Origin of the sequence: Pseudochrobactrum saccharolyticum (assembly GCF_008801715.1) — a bacterium.
Classification (GTDB): domain Bacteria; phylum Pseudomonadota; class Alphaproteobacteria; order Rhizobiales; family Rhizobiaceae; genus Pseudochrobactrum; species Pseudochrobactrum saccharolyticum.
Window position 1 is genome coordinate 447,818 of the sequence record NZ_VZPG01000001.1, and the last position, 17,102, is coordinate 464,919.

A 17,102-nucleotide genomic window follows, 5' to 3' on the forward strand; every position below is an offset into this window, starting at 1 on the left:
GCCGCGTCCTTTGTCAGGACGCGGCTTTTTTCAAACTTCATTCAAACCCGAATTAAAGACCGAGCTTATCGCGCCAGCTTTTCGAGCCGGTGGCTTCAGCCTTACGACGACGTTCTTTCTTCGCCTCGTCCTCACCCAGATCACCGACTGCAGCAGTGGCGGCTGGCTGGCGATAGCTGACCGGCGGCTCACTCAAATATTTACGCTGTGTTGCAGAACCGCCTGCACGGTCAAGCTGCGCCTGCTTCGCGGCTGCAGCAACTGCCGGATCGGCAACAGAATCACGTGATGCATAATCTTCACGACGGCTGGCACCGCTTGGCAGAATCTGACGGCGCGGCGTGAAATCGCTCGGGCTGTCAGGTGCAATCGGCGAAACGAAATTCGGATTGTCGCGGTTTGCTTCAATCTCTGCACGCAGACGCTTGCGGCGTTCTTCCGGCGATTCCGGCCATGAAGGATCACCGGCACGGGCAACACTTTCCTGTGGCTGCGGCAGGCTTTCTTTCTGCCCTGCAACAGGCTTCACCAGCTCCGGACGCGGCTTATATTCAATACCGGTTCTCTTTTTCGGACCGATTGTAGCAATGGATGACATATCATCCAGCAATTGCGTGCTGGCTGACTTGCCTGTTCCATAGGTCGGATCGGACACGCAACCGGCAAGACCCAAACTGGCCAGCACTGTTGCGAAAGCGAAAATGCGTCCTTCAATCTTCATGAGCACCACTTTTATCCGTATTCGGCCAGATTACCCAACCACCGCTACATTAAATTTCATGCATTATGGCGTTATCGGTACTTTCCGGCAACTCCAAGGCATGAAAGCAGATTTTCACTGCCGACAAGATATTTCAATGCAGTGCCTTAGCACGGCAGAAAATATGCGGCAATCACTGATAACTGCTTGTCAGAGCGGTTCCTGTTAAAATTGAATTACCGGAACCGCTCTTTTTCTTTGTTTTACGCATTATCCAACGCAAACCGCTTCGCACTTTTGCTGGAAATGCTTACCTGTGATCGCCGCAGATTCATACTTATCCCAAACGACCAAGAGCTTTCAGCTCATGCAATGCCACAGCATCGCGTGCCGATACATCAGGGAATTCAGAATCACTGCCGACATCATTGGTATAACGCCATGAACGGGCGCATTTTGTACCGTCTGCCTTAGCAGGCACAACAGCAACACCCTTCACATCGCTCAACGCGAATGCCTCACCGGCAACCGGCTGATCGCTGATGGTCAGTCCGCTGGTGATGCAGATCTCAGCCATATCCAGACCCTGTACCGCTGAGAGCAGCGACGCATCGGTGATATGCACCAGAGGCGCAGCTTCCAGCGACGAGCCGATACGCTTGTCCGCACGTTCCAGTTCCAGAGCGCCGGTAACAACGCGGCGTACATCGCGCACCTTGTCCCATTTCGCAGCCAGAACCGGATTATTCCATTCAGCAGGAATGTTGCGGAACTGCTCCAGATGCACGGAAACCGCATCTTTATAACGGTCAAGCCATGCTTCTTCCGTTGTGAAAGGCAGCATCGGTGCGAGCCATGTCACGATATTATCGAACAGATGGCGCACGGTCTGCAAAGCAGCTTTGCGGCGCAGGCTCGATGGTGCATCGCAATAAAGCGCATCTTTGCGGATATCGAAATAGAAAGCCGACAACTCGATATTGGTGAAGTCGATCAGCGCACGGGTGATGCGTTTGAATTCAAATGCATCATAGCCGTTGCGAACAACTTCATCCAGCTCGCTCAGGCGATGCAGCATCAGCTTTTCAAGCTCCGGCAGATCGGCATAGGCAACTTCTTCGCCTTCATCATGCGCCAATGTACCCAGCATCCAGCGGATAGTGTTACGCAGCTTGCGGTAAGCGTCGATATTGGTCTGGATGATGCTCTTGCCGAGACGCTGATCATCCCAGTAATCCGAGGTCATCACCCAGAGACGCAGAATATCTGCACCGGAATCCTTGATGATTTCCTGCGGGGTTACTGTATTGCCGAGCGATTTCGACATTTTCTTGCCGTGCTCGTCCATGGTGAAACCATGGGTCAGCACTGCATTATAAGGTGCACGGCCACGGGTTCCGCAGCTTTCAAGCAGCGAGGAATGGAACCAGCCGCGATGCTGATCCGAACCTTCCATATAAAGATCGGCAGGCCATTTCAGATCAGGGCGGTCTTCCAGCGTGAACGTATGCGTTGAACCGGAGTCAAACCAGACATCGAGAATGTCGGTAACCTGCTCCCAAGCCTCACCGGCGCGGTTGCCGAGGAAACGCTCACGCGCACCTTCTGCAAACCATGCATCAGCACCTTCCACTTCAAAAGCTGCGAGAATACGTTCATTCACAGCTTCATCAATCAGCACTGTGCCGTCTTCAGCTGCAAAAACACAGATCGGCACGCCCCATGCGCGCTGGCGTGACAGCACCCAGTCAGGACGGTTTTCGATCATGGCACGCAGGCGGTTCTGACCGGCAGCCGGCACAAAACGTGTATCATCAATGGCTTTCAGAGCACGGGAACGCAGCGTTGTGCCGTCGCCCAGTTCTTTGTCCATATAGACAAACCATTGCGGTGTATTGCGGAAGATGATCGGCTTTTTCGAGCGCCATGAATGCGGATAGGAATGCTTCATGCGGCCACGGGCGAACAGCAGACCACGCGCGATCAGTTCTTTGATAACCGCTTCATTGGCATCGCCCTTCTTGCCGTTATCATCGATAACACGGGCAGCACCGCCTTCACGGTCAGGGCCAAAACCCGGTGCGTCAGCAGTATAGAAACCGGCATCATCCACAGGGAAAGGAATTGCAGGATTGATACCGCGTGCTTCGAGTTCACGCACAGCATCCATCCATGCTTCAAAGTCTTCACGACCATGGCTTGGTGCAGTGTGAACGAAGCCTGTACCGGCATCATCAGTCACATGCTCACCGGCAACCAGTGGCACAGTAAATTCATAACCGCCGCCAAAGCCTTTGAGCGGATGGGCTGCGGTCATGCCATGCAGCTGTGCAGTGGAAACATCGCGCAAACGATTAAAAGTCAGCTTGGCTTTTTTGAAGCATTCCTCAGCCAGATTATCAGCGAAGATCAGCTTTTCACCGGCTTGCGGGCCAAAGTCATTTTCCGCACCGGTCACTTCATAAAGACCGTAGGAAACCTTTGGCGAATAGGCGATGGCGCGGTTGCCCGGAATTGTCCATGGTGTCGTCGTCCAGATGACCACATGCGCATCAGCCAGTTCCGGCACGGATGTGACAGGGAATTTCACCCAGATCATATCCGACTCAATATCGTGATATTCAACTTCCGCCTCGGCCAGAGCAGTGCGCTCAACAACCGACCACATCACCGGCTTGGAACCACGATAGAGCTGGCCGGAGCGGGCGAATTTCAGCAATTCACCGGCAATACGGGCTTCCGCATGGAAATTCATTGTGGTGTATGGCTGTTCAAAATCACCGGTGATTGCCAGACGTTTGAACTCATCGGTCTGAACCTTGATCCAGCCTTCAGCAAATTCACGGCATTCCTTGCGGAATTCATTAACCGGCACTTCGTCTTTATTCTTGCCCTGCGCACGGTATTTTTCTTCGATCTTCCATTCGATCGGCAGACCGTGGCAATCCCAACCCGGAACATAGTTCGAGTTATAGCCGCGCATCTGGAACGAGCGGGTGATCACATCTTTCAGCGTCTTGTTCAGCGCATGGCCGATATGAATATTACCATTGGCGTATGGAGGGCCGTCATGCAGCACCCACAGCGGACGATCTTTGGCATCTTCACGCAGCTTCTTGTAAAGATTCATCTCTTCCCAGCGGGCGACCAGCAACGGCTCACGCTGAGGAAGGCTGGCGCGCATCGGAAAGTCGGTCTGCGGCAGGTTAAGCGTTTTGGAATAATCGATTTTTTCAGCAGTCATTATCTTGAGCATTCAGTTGGACTGCCGGAGCATAATGCAGGCACTATGCTGCTCTCAGGCAGGCAGTCTTAAGAAAATATATATCCTGAAATTGCGGCAGAGTTCATCATGCCTCAGGATGTCAGCTATTCTTCCCGGACCTTTCCCCCTGAACCATCCGGTCAGGCTTAAGAAAAGGCCGGGCCAATAATTCGGCCGGCATAGCGCAGCATTATAAATATCGAGTATTGTCTCATCATGGTGATGCTTTTACCAATGCAGGCGCGCAGAATAAAGAGGCAAGACAGATAAACTTTGCCCTTCCGGCAGATTTTCAAAGCAAATAAGCCGTTACTTTTCTAAAAGCTGACGGTTTTCGCTCAAAACATCAGTCCAGCGTAAAATCAAAACGATAGGTTGCCGAAACACCAACCGTCAGCTGATGGCGCGATCCGCGCTCGGATACAAGGCTGGAGCGCGCTGCTTTGCCTTGCAATTTAGTATATTCGGCATAAAGGCTGGTTGTGATTTTATCGGTTGTCATCCATGTCACTGCGCCGCCCAGTCCGGCAGATGTAATTCCCCCGCCATCCGGATCATAAACGGAAAGACCGCTGGCAACGGATTCCTCAGCATTAATACCATAATAGGTATCCAGATATTTCTCTGAAGCAAAAGACATGCGCGGCCCGCCGGAAACACGGATCGCCGGTGTCACATCATAAAATGCATCCCCTGCCAGTTCGCCGACAATACCATTATGTGCCCGAACCCCGTGACGCAGTTCTGAGCGCAGACGAAACCAGTCTGTCGGGTAGAATTCCATGAAACCGCCGACCTCACCGCCCCATGGCACATCTTTCAAGCCATCAGCCTGACTGCCGCCACGCGCCATCAAAAACTCACCGGTCAATCCCACGCGAAAATCCTCCATATCCATCAGAGCGAAGGAAATATTATCATTGCGGGATGAAAAGCGCTCGGCAACACCTGTGCGACCAAAGGAAATCAGAGGCTGCGCACTCATTATATATTTGCTGGAGCCTGTAAAACGGGGTTGGCGGTAAAAGTCGCCGCCGACGGTCAGCGACCAGTCACCTGACCAGAAATGTTTTCCTGATGATTGTCCGCCCTCTTCCGCCAAAGCCGGATGAATGAATGATGCAGCAGACAAAACAGCCAATCCGGCAATCCGGAACCGGTTAAACATATTACGCAAAACGCATACTCCAGACGCCATTTGCAGGCGGACAAACAGGTATGCGCTTATTTTTCAAGTAAAGCGGTAAATATATTCTGAAATATTGAGATCAATTCAGCTGCGGGAGAATGTCAGATAGGAATCCAGCAAAGAAAGCGGCTGTACAGCGGATAATATTGCCCGTGCTTCAGCTTCATCCTGCCGCATCTGCACCATCAATGCATCAAGCGAATCGAATTTTTCTTCTCCGCGTAAATAAGCAAAGAAAGATACAGAGCAGAATTCGCCGTAGAGATCGCCTGAGAAGTCAAACAAGAATGTCTCAAGCAATGCGCAACCGTCACTATCCACGGTCGGACGGCGGCCAAAACTCGCAACACCATCATAAAGCGTGCCGTCAGCACGGCGGAAACGCACAGCATAGATACCGTGCTTCAGATTGGTCTGCTCCGGCAGCGCCATATTGGCTGTCGGAAAACCAAGCGTGCGCCCCAGCTGCTTGCCTTTAATAACAGTGCTGGCCAGCGTGTAGCGATAGCCCAATAGTCCCGCTGCGCCCGCCACATCACCTTCAGCCAGATGGGAGCGAATGCGCGAGGAGGAAACCACCTCGCCGCCCTCATCGGTAAAAGGCTCAATCAGTGTCACGCCAAAACCGTGTTTCTCGCCCGCCTGTTTCAAAAACTCCGGATTGCCCTGCCGCTTTTTGCCGAAGTGAAAATCAACACCGGTAATGACTTCCGATGCACCCAGCCGTTCGATCAGCGCCTGATCGATAAATTCCTGCGCACTCAGGCAGGAAAATCCGGCATCAAAGCCCTGCTCCACCACAACATCAAAACCGAGCAAACCCAGAATAGCCGCTTTTTCCTGCGCATCAGTCAGGCGATCAACCGGCTGATCCGGATTGAAAAAACTGCGCGGATGGGGCTCAAAGGTCAGCACAACTGCCGGACAATTGCGCTCTTTGGCCAGTTGCAGGGTTTTCTCAAGCACAGCCTGATGACCGCGATGCACACCGTCAAAATTGCCGATCGCCACCACGCCGCCGCGCATATGTGCAGGCAGCGGCTCACTGCCGTTCACACCGCAGGTGAGACGAAGAATTGCGGATTTTGCAGCAAATTCTGAAGGCATCGCAGTCATTGAGTTGTTTCAGATCAGTTGTTCAGGGATTAAAAACTTCCGGCAATCACACCAGATAACGCATCACTGCTGCCGGTGCCTCGCCGTGACGGCCAAGAAATGCCAGCAGCTTGTCGTGATCGACTTCGCCCTTGGCCACATAATCAGCCGCGTGAATACCGCCGGAAATATACAGAACATCCACGCCGTAATTCTGCGCACCTTTCACATCGGTCAGCATACCATCGCCGATAGCAAGGATGCGGGATTTATCAACAGGCTTGCCGGTCAGCTTTTCTGCTGCCTGCATTGCAGCCGCATAAATCGGGTGATGCGGCTTACCGGCGATAAGTGTGCGACCGCCGAGCTGCGTATAATCACGCGCCAGTGCACCGGCACACCAGATCAGGCGGGTACCGCGCTCTACAACGATATCAGGATTGGCGCAGATGAATGGCAGATTGCGCGAACGGAAACGCTGCAGCAGTTCGGCATAATCTTCCGGCTTTTCCACTTCGTCATCGACCAGACCGGTACAGACAACACCGGATGCCTCATATTCTTCAACCAGTTCCACATCCAGCCCGTCATAAATCGCCAGTTCGCGCTCAGGCCCCAGATGATAGATTTTACGCGGGCCTGCAGCGATCAGGTCGCGGGTAACATCACCGGATGTCACGATCTGGTCATAGCTTTCATTGGTGATACCCATCATTTCCATCTGTGCGGCAACACCGGGAAACGGGCGCGGCGAATTGGTAATCAGCACCACTTTGACACCGGCCTCACGGGCACGTTTCAGAGCATCCGCAGCCGGACGATAGGCTTCCACCCCATTATGCAACACACCCCAGACATCACTGAAGATCACATCGTAACGGTCAAAAAGATCATCGAGTTTTGCCGGATGCAGCATAAAACTATCCTTAAATCAATTATCTCCGCGGCTAAACGGAGCACAGGCGCACCATTCGCGCGCACGGATCTGCATGAAAGACGCGGTCGAAGCCAAAGCTTCAGGCGCCGGATTTTATAAATGCTCTAAACCAACAGGCAGCATATGTCACCCGTTTTACGTGAGCGAAAATATCACAACACTGTTTATATTTTGACGCAGCACGGAACCACGCCGCTCATGTTTCATTAACTCTACCCTGTACCCAGTTTTTTTACTGTGTTTCGTGACGGCTTGTTAGAACCAATCCATTACCATCAGAGAAAATGAAAAGATTGAATCGCGTTTCCTGTCATGTCTGCCGTTTTCTGAAACGTCACACGACCGGAAACAGACGGACAATAAGAAGACTATGTTCCGGCCTGTGCCGGCAGGAGAGATTATGCGTTGCGTAAAAAGCTCAAAACAGAGATCCGGCAGTTTTTCTGCACTGATAAAGCGGTTTCGCAGAAACCAGACCGGCGCTATTACCCCGCTTTTCGCATTGATGATCCCGCCTATTTTGTTGGCAATGATGCTGGCGATTGACGCTGCCAATCTGATGCGCGTGCGCGGGAATGTTCAGAGCTCACTTGATGCCGCAGGTCTGGCTGTCGGTAAACGCTTCACGGTCGTTTCTGAAGAAAACCAGATCCGCGAATTTGGCAAGAAAATATTCGAAGCCAATCTGCGTGCCATTGAACCGGAGAGAACCAAATTTACTCTGGACTTTCCAAAAGGTCGTGATTCCGATCAGCAAATTGTAGTCAATGCCTCCTTCCGGTATATTTCATTCTTTGGCAGAGCCGCAAAAACTGTCACGAATGATCGGGTTGACTGGGATAAATATACTTTCTCGATGTCTGCAACTGTGCGCCTTAAAAATACTCTGGAAGTCGCACTTGTACTGGATAATTCCGGCTCGATGGCCGAGCGCGGTTCGGGTTCAGGTCTCAAACGCATCGACTTGTTAAAACAGGCATCCGCCCAGCTTGTAGACAAGCTGGCAGATCAGGCCAAACTCATTACGCATCTTGAAAATCCGGTACAGTTTTCACTGGTTCCGTTTGCGGCTTCCGTCAATATCGGCCCTGAAAACCAGACCCAGCTATGGATGGATCAGACCGGCGTTTCGCCTGTTCATTATGAAAACTTCACTATGCCTACGGCAAACAATCCTATCAATGTCGGGCGCAATAAGAATATCGTTTACCGCGATAACGTCTATTTTAAAGAAGGGTCAGGATGGGGAAGCGAAAATGGCCATCATTTCACGCGGTTCAGCCTGTATAATGACATGCAGACAACACGCGGAAGAGCATATACAAGCTGGAAAGGCTGCGTAGAAGCGCGCCCGGGTGAATATGGCATCAATGCGGATCGTCCTAAAATTGATGATCCTGACACGATGTATGTGCCGATGTTCGCTCCGGATGAATATGACTCCAGCCGTTCTCTGAACCATTGGTGGTCGGATAACGGAGGACGTTACGACAGCTATCAAACAATGCAGCGGGATTTGAAAAAATACTACATCGCGCAGAACACATCCGGAGAAGGTACAACCGGCCCCAATTACAGCTGCACAACAACGCCGATCACTACACTTACAGATGTAACAACTGACAATGGCCTGAGAACGGTAAAAAATGCCATTGCCAAAATGCAACCGGATGGCGGTACAAACGTGCCGGAAGGCATGGTCTGGGGATGGCGCACGCTCATTCAAAACTCGCCATTTACAGGTGGCAGGGCTACTTCTGAGCGAGGGAACGATAAGGTTGTTATTGTTCTGACCGATGGTGCCAACACTTATTACCGTTACAACTCACTCGGCGGTACGGATAATGCAAACAATATATCCACCTATTCATCGCTGGGATATACTGCAGTCAGAACCACGGGTTATGACAGAACACGTATTTTTCAGGAGGCACGCGGTGTCAGCAATGTTCATGACAACGCCTATTATACTGAAGCACTGAATGCGCGCTTTAAAAGGCTATGCGAGCTTGCAAAACAGGACAAAATCATGGTGATGACTGTTGCCCTTGATCTGCGCCAAAACCTTGCTGCTGATCGCAAACAGATGGAAATCATGAAAGAATGTGCTTCGGATTCCCGCGTTCGCTTCGATCCGGCAGCCCCGACAAAACGCGCCAAGCTTTTTTGGAATACAACCGGTAGCGAGCTGGAACAGACATTCCGTGAAATTGCCGATGAATTATCCAATCTGCGTGTTGTCCGCTGATTGATGAGAAAAACTGCGGCGCGGCTGCACAGAGCCCGCCGTGGTTTTATTTTCTCACCCTTCCAACAGAGTTCATACTGCTTTCACATTCAGGCAATAATATCTGAAACCCAGCGACACGCTTTTGAGACATGTAAATTTGTTGCCGTCAGGCACTTATAAATCCGCAGGACGGGCATCATATTTGTGCCTAAGCATCTGATTTACGATGCTCCCTGTCAGTTTTTACAGGGTTTATCACCGGCAATATTGTCTTTTATGCCCGCCGGAAACCTTGACTCCGAAACGGCTCTTTCCTATATCAAAAGCACGTTAGCACTCACACAAAGAGAGTGCTAATAATCCACGGGCTGAAAGGCCTTCAACTCATTTTGCTGCCTTATTTCAAGGCGTATTTTCAAGGGTTATATCCATGGCAGAGATCAATTTCCGCCCTCTTCATGACCGCGTTGTCGTTCGTCGTGTAGAATCGGAAGCAAAGACAGCCGGTGGCATCATTATTCCTGATTCAGCCAAAGAAAAGCCGTCTGAAGGCGAAGTTGTCGCCGTTGGTTCCGGTAACCGCGATGAAAGCGGCAAGCTGGTTGCTCTGGACGTTAAAGCTGGCGACCGCGTTCTGTTCGGCAAATGGTCCGGCACAGAAGTGAAGATCGGTGGCGAAGACCTGCTGATCATGAAAGAATCCGACATTCTCGGAATCATTGCCTGATTTTCGATTTAGCCTGAGCGGTTCATAGCCCGGGCTTATTCACCATCCCTTTTCAACAGTTCAAATCGGGAAGCCTTGAAGGCAAGACCTCAGGCTCCAGGAGAGAAAAATGGCTGCTAAAGACGTAAAATTCGGTCGTTCAGCGCGCGAAAAAATGCTGCGCGGCGTCGATATCCTTGCAGATGCTGTTAAAGTAACGCTCGGCCCTAAAGGTCGTAACGTTGTTATCGACAAATCTTTCGGTGCGCCACGCATCACCAAAGACGGTGTATCGGTTGCCAAAGAAGTAGAACTTGAAGACAAGTTCGAAAACATGGGCGCACAGATGCTGCGCGAAGTCGCAAGCAAGACCAATGACACTGCCGGTGACGGTACAACAACCGCTACTGTTCTCGGTCAGGCGATCGTTCAGGAAGGCGCAAAAGCTGTTGCTGCCGGCATGAACCCGATGGATCTGAAGCGCGGTATTGATCTGGCTGTGACTGAAGTTGTTGCAAACCTCCTCGGCAAAGCTCAGAAAATCAACACTTCTGAAGAAGTTGCTCAGGTTGGCACCATCTCCGCTAACGGCGAAGCTGAAATCGGCCGCATGATTGCGGAAGCGATGCAGAAAGTCGGCAACGAAGGCGTCATCACTGTTGAAGAAGCCAAGACAGCTGAAACCGAGCTGGAAGTTGTTGAAGGTATGCAGTTTGACCGCGGCTACCTGTCTCCTTATTTCGTAACCAACCCAGAAAAGATGGTTGCAGAACTGGAAGACGCTTACATCCTTCTGCACGAAAAGAAGCTTTCCAACCTGCAGGCTCTTCTGCCGGTTCTCGAAGCTGTTGTTCAGACCTCCAAGCCACTCGTCATCATTGCTGAAGATGTAGAAGGCGAAGCACTGGCAACTCTGGTTGTTAACAAGCTGCGCGGCGGCCTGAAAATTGCTGCTGTTAAGGCTCCGGGCTTTGGCGATCGTCGTAAGGCAATGCTCGAAGATATCGCTATCCTCACCGGTGGTCAGGTTATCTCCGAAGATCTCGGCATCAAGCTGGAATCCGTGACCCTCGACATGCTCGGCCGTGCGAAGAAGGTTGCGATCACCAAAGAAAACACAACTGTTGTTGATGGTGCCGGTTCGAAAGCTGAAATCGAAGCCCGCGTTGGCCAGATCAAACAGCAGATCGAAGAAACTTCTTCCGACTACGACCGCGAAAAGCTGCAGGAACGTCTTGCCAAGCTCGCCGGCGGTGTAGCAGTTATCCGCGTTGGCGGTGCAACTGAAGTTGAAGTTAAAGAACGCAAAGACCGCGTTGACGATGCTCTGAACGCAACCCGCGCTGCGGTTGAAGAAGGTATTGTACCTGGTGGCGGTACTGCCCTGCTCCGCGCATCGGCCAAGATTACCGTTACAGGTATCAATGCTGATCAGGACGCTGGTATCAACATCATCCGTCGTGCGATCCAGGCTCCTGCCCGTCAGATCACCACAAATGCCGGTGAAGAAGCATCCGTAATCGTTGGTAAAATCCTCGAAAACGCTTCTGAAACCTTTGGTTACAACACTGCAACCAACGAATATGGCGATCTGATCAAAGCTGGTGTTGTTGATCCGGTTAAAGTTGTACGTACTGCTCTGCAGAACGCAGCTTCTATCGCTGGTCTGATGATCACCACCGAAGCTATGATTGCTGAACTGCCGAAGAAAGACGGCGGCATGCCAGCAATGCCAGGCGGCGGCATGGGCGGCATGGGCGGCATGGATTTCTAAGAAATCCATAAAGCTCGCCCATCAAGAAATAAGCCTGCACCGTGAAGCGGTGCGGGTGGCGGCATGGACTTCTAAGAAGTCCATCCGAGCATTTCGTAGCACAGGCGTGAGCGCCTGTGCGGCCACGATAATGCGGTTAAGAAATGAAAAAGCCTCTGAGAAATCAGGGGCTTTTTTTATATCAAAACACTAAAATCTGCACGGCATAGCGATGCGGCACAGGATATAGCTTGCCTTATGCATTTAAGCTGTTTATGTAACCTCTCCGTTTTTCAGGAGAGATATTTCTAAATAAATTGTAACCAATGCCATTAGCGACCATCACAATTGCAATGCATTATTTTTTTAAAGTTACTGTACTTAATGATAACTCAAAATTATTTTAGTATCTCCTTAAGGATCAGGCTTTAAAGATTGAAAATCTGCAGCTTGCGCTGGTCGGCACTCCTATTTGCCCCCGCTTGAAGGAACTGCTGACCGCGCATAGGGAAGACGGGGAAACCCGTCTTCCCACGCCTTTCCCAGCACAATTTCCGCTTTTCACAAGTCATAAATAAGAGCTCCGATATGCCGCTTGCGCTTGTGAAGCTCATGGTTCAGCCTGTTAGCTGGCCGCTTCATCTCAGCACTCTGTTTTACATATAAATGCTTCACACTTTCCGGAATGCGCTATAGGTTTGTATTTACAAGCTTCGCTGTTCTGATCTGGACAGTGCTTTCATTGCATCGCAACGGAGGGAAGACGAATGCGTAAAGAACACCCGATTACAACGGCACCGCAAGACGGACGCACAGTCACGGTACTCTGGACAGACTTTGATGGTCAGCTCAATGAATCCCCTGCCCGTTATCGCCGGCTTGAACAGCTTCAAAAAGCCGGTGGCGACTGGAATGAAAGCGATACCGGCTGGTGGACTTTCATTGACAGCACAACCCAGAAAAAAATCGACCCTACTGCCTGGATAGAAAATCCGGATGATGAGGCCGAGGACGACTAACCGCCTTTAATATTGCACGCGCGATCACGGCACCGCACTGAAAATATTAAACTTATTTTCACACGCGATTGTGCAGAAGCCTACACAAAACTGTGTTTTGCACGGTCTCGCAATACTTGTACCCGATACCATATGACACTCTGACATCTTCCCAGAATACAGAACTTCAGGAGCTGTAAATGTCTGACCAACGTACCGAAACCGATAGTTTCGGCCCTATCGCTGTTGATAATGATCGTTACTGGGGTGCGCAGACCCAGCGCTCTCTGCAAAATTTTAAAATCGGAACAGATCGCCAGCCACTGCCGCTCATTCATGCACTCGGCATTGTTAAACAGGCCGCAGCAGAGACAAATATTGCTCTGGGCAAACTTGATCCGGTATTGGGCCGCGCCATTACTGTGGCTGCTGCAGAGGTTGTTGAAGGCAAGCTGGACGACCATTTTCCGCTGGTGATTTATCAGACCGGTTCCGGCACGCAATCGAATATGAATGTGAATGAGGTGATCTCCAACCGCGCGATTGAAATGCTCGGCGGCACGATCGGCAGCAAAAAGCCGGTTCACCCGAATGACCATGTGAATATGGGACAATCCTCCAATGACAGTTTCCCGACTGCCATGCATATTGCCACCGCGATTGAAGTTACATCCCGCCTGCTACCAGCCATCGATCATCTGATTGATGCGCTGAAAGCCAAAGAAGAGAAATTCGCGCATCTGATCAAGATCGGCCGCACCCATACGCAGGATGCAACACCGGTGACTTTGGGACAGGAATTCTCAGGTTACCGTGCGGCGGCAGAATATGGCAAGCACCGTATTGTGCAGAGCCTGACAGATGTTTATCTGCTGGCACAGGGCGGCACAGCGGTCGGCACAGGGCTGAATTCAGCAAAGGGTTTTGATACCGGCTTTGCTGATGCGGTTGCCAATATTACCGGCCTGCCGTTTAAAACCGCCCCGAATAAATTCGAGGCACTCGCCTCCCACGGCGCTCTGCTCAATCTTCATGGCAGTTTGAATGCGCTTGCCGCTGATCTGTTTAAGATTGCCAATGATATCCGTTTTCTCGGCTCCGGCCCCCGCTCCGGCCTCGGCGAATTGCAATTGCCGGAAAATGAGCCGGGTTCATCGATCATGCCGGGCAAAGTCAATCCGACACAGGCAGAAGCTTTGACCATGGTTGCCACTCAGGTTTTCGGCAACCACACAACCGTCACTGTTGCATCCAGTCAGGGGCATTTTGAGCTGAATGTTTTCAAGCCTGTGATCGCGGCCAATGTGCTGCAATCTATCCGTTTGCTGGCTGACGGCATGAATTCCTTTGTCGATCATTGTATTGACGGGATTGAAGCCAATGAAGCCCGCATCCATGAACTGATGGAAAATTCACTGATGCTGGTAACAGCTCTTGCCCCGCAAATCGGCTATGATGCGGCCGCGAAGATTGCCAAAACCGCTCATCATAATGGCACGACTTTGCGCGAGGAAGCCCTGAAAAGCGGTCTTGTCAGTGAAGCAGAATATGAAGCTTTAGTGCGTCCGGAACTGATGTTGCACCCTGCATAACTGCTCTGCATGACGAATGAATTGCAGCCCGTAATAGCTCACTGTTGCGGGCTGATTTCTTTTATAAGCTCTTGTAATCTTAACTTGCTATCAACACAGGGCTATCGGTATTAAATTTCAACATGCTATTTTAGGGTTCACTATTGATGAACAATATGTCAATATCTGTCTATATTTACAATACAGTCACTTATTAGTTATCCATTGCGCAACAGCAATTCATGCTGCGCACAATGAGCCTGCAGCATAAATCACTTTTCTATTGTTAACTTTTATTGCCTGGAAGCCTCTTACCCTCCTCCAGCAATATATCATCCGGAGCCTCATAATGAGCACTGTTTCCGCCTCCCAGAATTCCATTATTATTCTGATCTCCCGCGTTTTTCTTGCTATTCTTTTCATTCTTGCAGGTTGGGGCAAGCTGACCGGCCTTGAAGGCACTGCGCAATATTTCGGTGCGATCGGCCTGCCAATGCCAAGCGTGACCGCAGTTCTCGTTGGTCTGGTTGAATTTGTTGGCGGCCTCGCCATTTTGATTGGTTTCCAGACCCGTATCGCAGCGGTCGTTGTTGCCCTGTTCACCATCGGCGCCACACTGGTAGCCCATATGGATTTTGCCGAAGGCATGAATGCTCTGATGGCACAGAAGAACCTCGCAATTGCAGGTGGTCTGCTGCTGCTCGCCGTAACCGGTGCCGGCGCATATTCGGTTGACCGTCGCGGTCGCTAATAGCTGAACACTTCTACCTATCAAAAAGGCCGCAATTCATGAGAATTGCGGCCTTTTCTTTTTAAATATGTAAGCTTATTTCAAACTGTCACAGATACGGCTGATAATTTCCGTCACCCGCGGATTATCCAGACTGCGGCGCGCAGAAACCAGACAAGCCTGCGACTTCAGCATAATGCCGTCATCCAGAATTTTCAGCCTATTGGCTCGTAATGTCGAACCGGTCGACGTGATATCAACGATAATATCCGCAGAACCGGCAGCCGGGGCGCCTTCTGTTGCACCCAAGCTCTCAACAATACGGTAAACCTGAATACCGTGCTTCTGAGAGAAGAACTGCTGTGTCAGCCGCCAATATTTGGTGGCAATCCGCAAACGACGTCCATGACGCTGACGGAAATCCGCAGCCACATCATCCAGATCGGCCATTGTCGCCACATCATGCCAGACTTCCGGCACGGCAACGATCACATCTGCATGACCAAAACCAAGCTGCGTTTCAATCTGCACTTTTTCATCTGCACGCGCCAGCGTCTCACGGATCAGGTCTTCACCTGTTACACCGAGATCAACCGTCCCATAACCCAGTTCACGGGCAATTTCTGACGCAGAGAGAAACAGAATATCCACATCATCCACGCCTTCAATACGGGCGCGGTAATTGCGGTCATCTTCTGGCAGCACCACATGCAATCCGGCCTTCGCCATCACTGCAATTGTCTGCTCTTTCAGACGGCCTTTGGAAGGCAAAGCCAGTGTTACAGTCATGAGCGCGCTCCTGCCTGTGTTGCCTCGGCACATTTTTGTAAACGGTCGAGCCAGATGGAGAAACCAACACCGGAAATACGCTCTTTCGCGCCCAGCATTGTCAGCAAACGGTCATAACGCCCGCCACCGACAATCACACCGCAATCAGCATCGCGACTGGTAATTTCGTAAACCAGACCGGTATAATAATCGAGCGGACGGCCAAAACCTGCATCATAAGTGATGATGCCGAGATCAATACCAGCCTTACGCATTTCCTCAACGCGTTTGCCGAAGCTCTGCAATGCAGCGCCGAGATCAAGACCGTTTTGTTCAGCAAATTCTGTCAGCTGTACAGTCGCCTGTTCCAGCGGTACACGGATGGACAGGAATGTCTTAAGCGCCGTCAGTACCCTATCTGCCAGCTGAACCGCAGCCAGTTGCTGCTTCTCCATCAGACGCCGTGCAATCTCAGAAGGACTACGGCCTGCGGCCGGTGAAATACCGGCAACCTGCATTTCCTGTGCAAGTGCAGTGACCAAAGCATCTTCGCCCTGTTCATCCACAATCTGACGCAAACGCTCAGGAATGACATTACCAAGACGCGGTGATGCCAAATCCTGCAAGGCCTGTTCCAGCAGTTCAGCACTACCAAAAGCACGCGCCAGCTTTTTCTGCCAGCCGCGTGGCAGGCCGAGAGATGCCAGAACAGCTTCAAACACAGACTGATCGCCGAGCAGCACCTGCAATGACGCATTAAGAGCTGCCTGATGCACAGCATTCAACGCATCGCTCAGAGAGCGCGCATCGGAGGCCGGTTCATTATCGCCGCCAAGATCTTCGATACCGGCCTGATGAAAGCTGGTGCCGCCTTCACGACGCTGACGGAAAACCTCGCCAATATAAGAATAGCGCTTCGGCGTGGCTGCATTCAGCGCAATATGATTGCGACAGACCGGAATAGTAAATTCCGGACGCAGACACAGGCTGTCGCCATTTTCATTCTCGGTCAGGAAAATCCGGCTGCGCAGATCCTCACCGGCCATATCCAGAAACGGATCGGCCGGTTGCAGGATCGGAATATCAACAGCTTCACTCGACGTGGTTGCAAAATAAGACGCCAGATCAGCGGCAATATCTGCTGTTTGACGATTGCTCAT

General features: G+C 51.2%; 13 protein-coding genes. 6 read left to right on the top strand and 7 right to left on the bottom strand.

Annotated elements, in window-relative coordinates; translation table 11 throughout:
* Positions 1-52: 52 nt before the first annotated feature.
* From F7P81_RS02165 to F7P81_RS02185, 5 genes are all read right to left on the bottom strand, one after another.
* Positions 53-721, bottom strand: a complete 669-nt coding sequence (locus F7P81_RS02165; RefSeq protein ID WP_075654416.1) for a hypothetical protein — start codon at positions 719-721, stop codon at positions 53-55.
* Positions 722-1,037: 316 nt separating this feature from the next.
* Entirely contained in the window at positions 1,038-3,944 is a 2,907-nt protein-coding gene (ileS, locus tag F7P81_RS02170) for an isoleucine--tRNA ligase (protein WP_151158389.1), read from the bottom strand.
* Between the two features lie 367 nt (positions 3,945-4,311).
* Positions 4,312-5,133 (bottom strand): MipA/OmpV family protein, encoded by an 822-nt coding sequence (locus F7P81_RS02175; RefSeq protein WP_075654414.1) that lies wholly within the window; start codon positions 5,131-5,133, stop codon positions 4,312-4,314.
* 105 nt (positions 5,134-5,238) lie between these two features.
* A complete protein-coding gene (locus F7P81_RS02180) occupies positions 5,239-6,261 on the bottom strand; it encodes a bifunctional riboflavin kinase/FAD synthetase (RefSeq protein WP_151158945.1) in 1,023 nt (340 codons plus the stop codon).
* 55 nt (positions 6,262-6,316) lie between these two features.
* Positions 6,317-7,165: a TIGR01459 family HAD-type hydrolase gene (locus F7P81_RS02185; RefSeq protein WP_151158391.1), complete on the bottom strand. Its 849-nt coding sequence runs from the start codon at positions 7,163-7,165 to the stop codon at positions 6,317-6,319.
* A 421-nt stretch (positions 7,166-7,586) separates the two neighbouring features.
* Here F7P81_RS02185 and F7P81_RS02190 point away from each other — a divergent pair, with 421 nt between their 5' ends.
* The 6 genes from F7P81_RS02190 (at position 7,587) to F7P81_RS02215 (ending at position 15,195) form a co-directional block, all read left to right on the top strand.
* Positions 7,587-9,434: a TadE/TadG family type IV pilus assembly protein gene (locus F7P81_RS02190; RefSeq protein WP_246176016.1), complete on the top strand. Its 1,848-nt coding sequence runs from the start codon at positions 7,587-7,589 to the stop codon at positions 9,432-9,434.
* A gap of 412 nt (positions 9,435-9,846) precedes the next feature.
* The gene (groES, locus tag F7P81_RS02195; protein ID WP_022711248.1) at positions 9,847-10,143 is read left to right on the top strand and encodes a co-chaperone GroES; all 297 of its coding nucleotides are present in this window, start codon (positions 9,847-9,849) and stop codon (positions 10,141-10,143) included.
* A 109-nt stretch (positions 10,144-10,252) separates the two neighbouring features.
* Positions 10,253-11,896 (top strand): chaperonin GroEL, encoded by a 1,644-nt coding sequence (gene groL / locus F7P81_RS02200; protein ID WP_075654413.1) that lies wholly within the window; start codon positions 10,253-10,255, stop codon positions 11,894-11,896.
* 746 nt (positions 11,897-12,642) lie between these two features.
* The gene (locus F7P81_RS02205) at positions 12,643-12,894 is read left to right on the top strand and encodes a hypothetical protein (RefSeq protein WP_075654411.1); all 252 of its coding nucleotides are present in this window, start codon (positions 12,643-12,645) and stop codon (positions 12,892-12,894) included.
* 179 nt (positions 12,895-13,073) lie between these two features.
* A complete protein-coding gene (gene fumC / locus F7P81_RS02210) occupies positions 13,074-14,465 on the top strand; it encodes a class II fumarate hydratase (protein ID WP_151158393.1) in 1,392 nt (463 codons plus the stop codon).
* 328 nt (positions 14,466-14,793) lie between these two features.
* Complete coding sequence (locus tag F7P81_RS02215; RefSeq protein WP_075654409.1) at positions 14,794-15,195, top strand: DoxX family protein; 402 nt, start codon at positions 14,794-14,796, stop codon at positions 15,193-15,195.
* 75 nt (positions 15,196-15,270) lie between these two features.
* On the opposite strand, the gene hisG is transcribed toward F7P81_RS02215, so the two are convergent.
* Together hisG and F7P81_RS02225 are read right to left on the bottom strand one after the other, a co-directional pair.
* Positions 15,271-15,963 carry an ATP phosphoribosyltransferase gene (hisG, locus tag F7P81_RS02220; protein ID WP_151158395.1) on the bottom strand — a complete coding sequence of 231 codons (693 nt, stop codon included), beginning with the start codon at positions 15,961-15,963 and terminating at the stop codon, positions 15,271-15,273.
* Positions 15,960-17,102 (bottom strand): ATP phosphoribosyltransferase regulatory subunit, encoded by a 1,143-nt coding sequence (locus F7P81_RS02225; protein ID WP_151158397.1) that lies wholly within the window; start codon positions 17,100-17,102, stop codon positions 15,960-15,962. The genes hisG and F7P81_RS02225 overlap by 4 nt, the downstream gene beginning before the upstream one ends.

Excerpts from the sequence above, each read along its gene's own strand:
- F7P81_RS02165 (WP_075654416.1), bottom strand. The coding sequence starts at position 721 with ATGAAGATTGAAGGACGCATTTTCGCTTTCGCAACAGTGCTGGCCAGT.
- ileS (WP_151158389.1), bottom strand. The coding sequence starts at position 3,944 with ATGACTGCTGAAAAAATCGATTATTCCAAAACGCTTAACCTGCCGCAG.
- F7P81_RS02175 (WP_075654414.1), bottom strand. The coding sequence starts at position 5,133 with ATGTTTAACCGGTTCCGGATTGCCGGATTGGCTGTTTTGTCTGCTGCA.
- F7P81_RS02180 (WP_151158945.1), bottom strand. The coding sequence starts at position 6,261 with ATGCCTTCAGAATTTGCTGCAAAATCCGCAATTCTTCGTCTCACCTGC.
- F7P81_RS02185 (WP_151158391.1), bottom strand. The coding sequence starts at position 7,165 with ATGCTGCATCCGGCAAAACTCGATGATCTTTTTGACCGTTACGATGTG.
- F7P81_RS02190 (WP_246176016.1), top strand. The coding sequence starts at position 7,587 with ATGCGTTGCGTAAAAAGCTCAAAACAGAGATCCGGCAGTTTTTCTGCA.
- groES (WP_022711248.1), top strand. The coding sequence starts at position 9,847 with ATGGCAGAGATCAATTTCCGCCCTCTTCATGACCGCGTTGTCGTTCGT.
- groL (WP_075654413.1), top strand. The coding sequence starts at position 10,253 with ATGGCTGCTAAAGACGTAAAATTCGGTCGTTCAGCGCGCGAAAAAATG.
- F7P81_RS02205 (WP_075654411.1), top strand. The coding sequence starts at position 12,643 with ATGCGTAAAGAACACCCGATTACAACGGCACCGCAAGACGGACGCACA.
- fumC (WP_151158393.1), top strand. The coding sequence starts at position 13,074 with ATGTCTGACCAACGTACCGAAACCGATAGTTTCGGCCCTATCGCTGTT.
- F7P81_RS02215 (WP_075654409.1), top strand. The coding sequence starts at position 14,794 with ATGAGCACTGTTTCCGCCTCCCAGAATTCCATTATTATTCTGATCTCC.
- hisG (WP_151158395.1), bottom strand. The coding sequence starts at position 15,963 with ATGACTGTAACACTGGCTTTGCCTTCCAAAGGCCGTCTGAAAGAGCAG.
- F7P81_RS02225 (WP_151158397.1), bottom strand. The coding sequence starts at position 17,102 with ATGAGCAATCGTCAAACAGCAGATATTGCCGCTGATCTGGCGTCTTAT.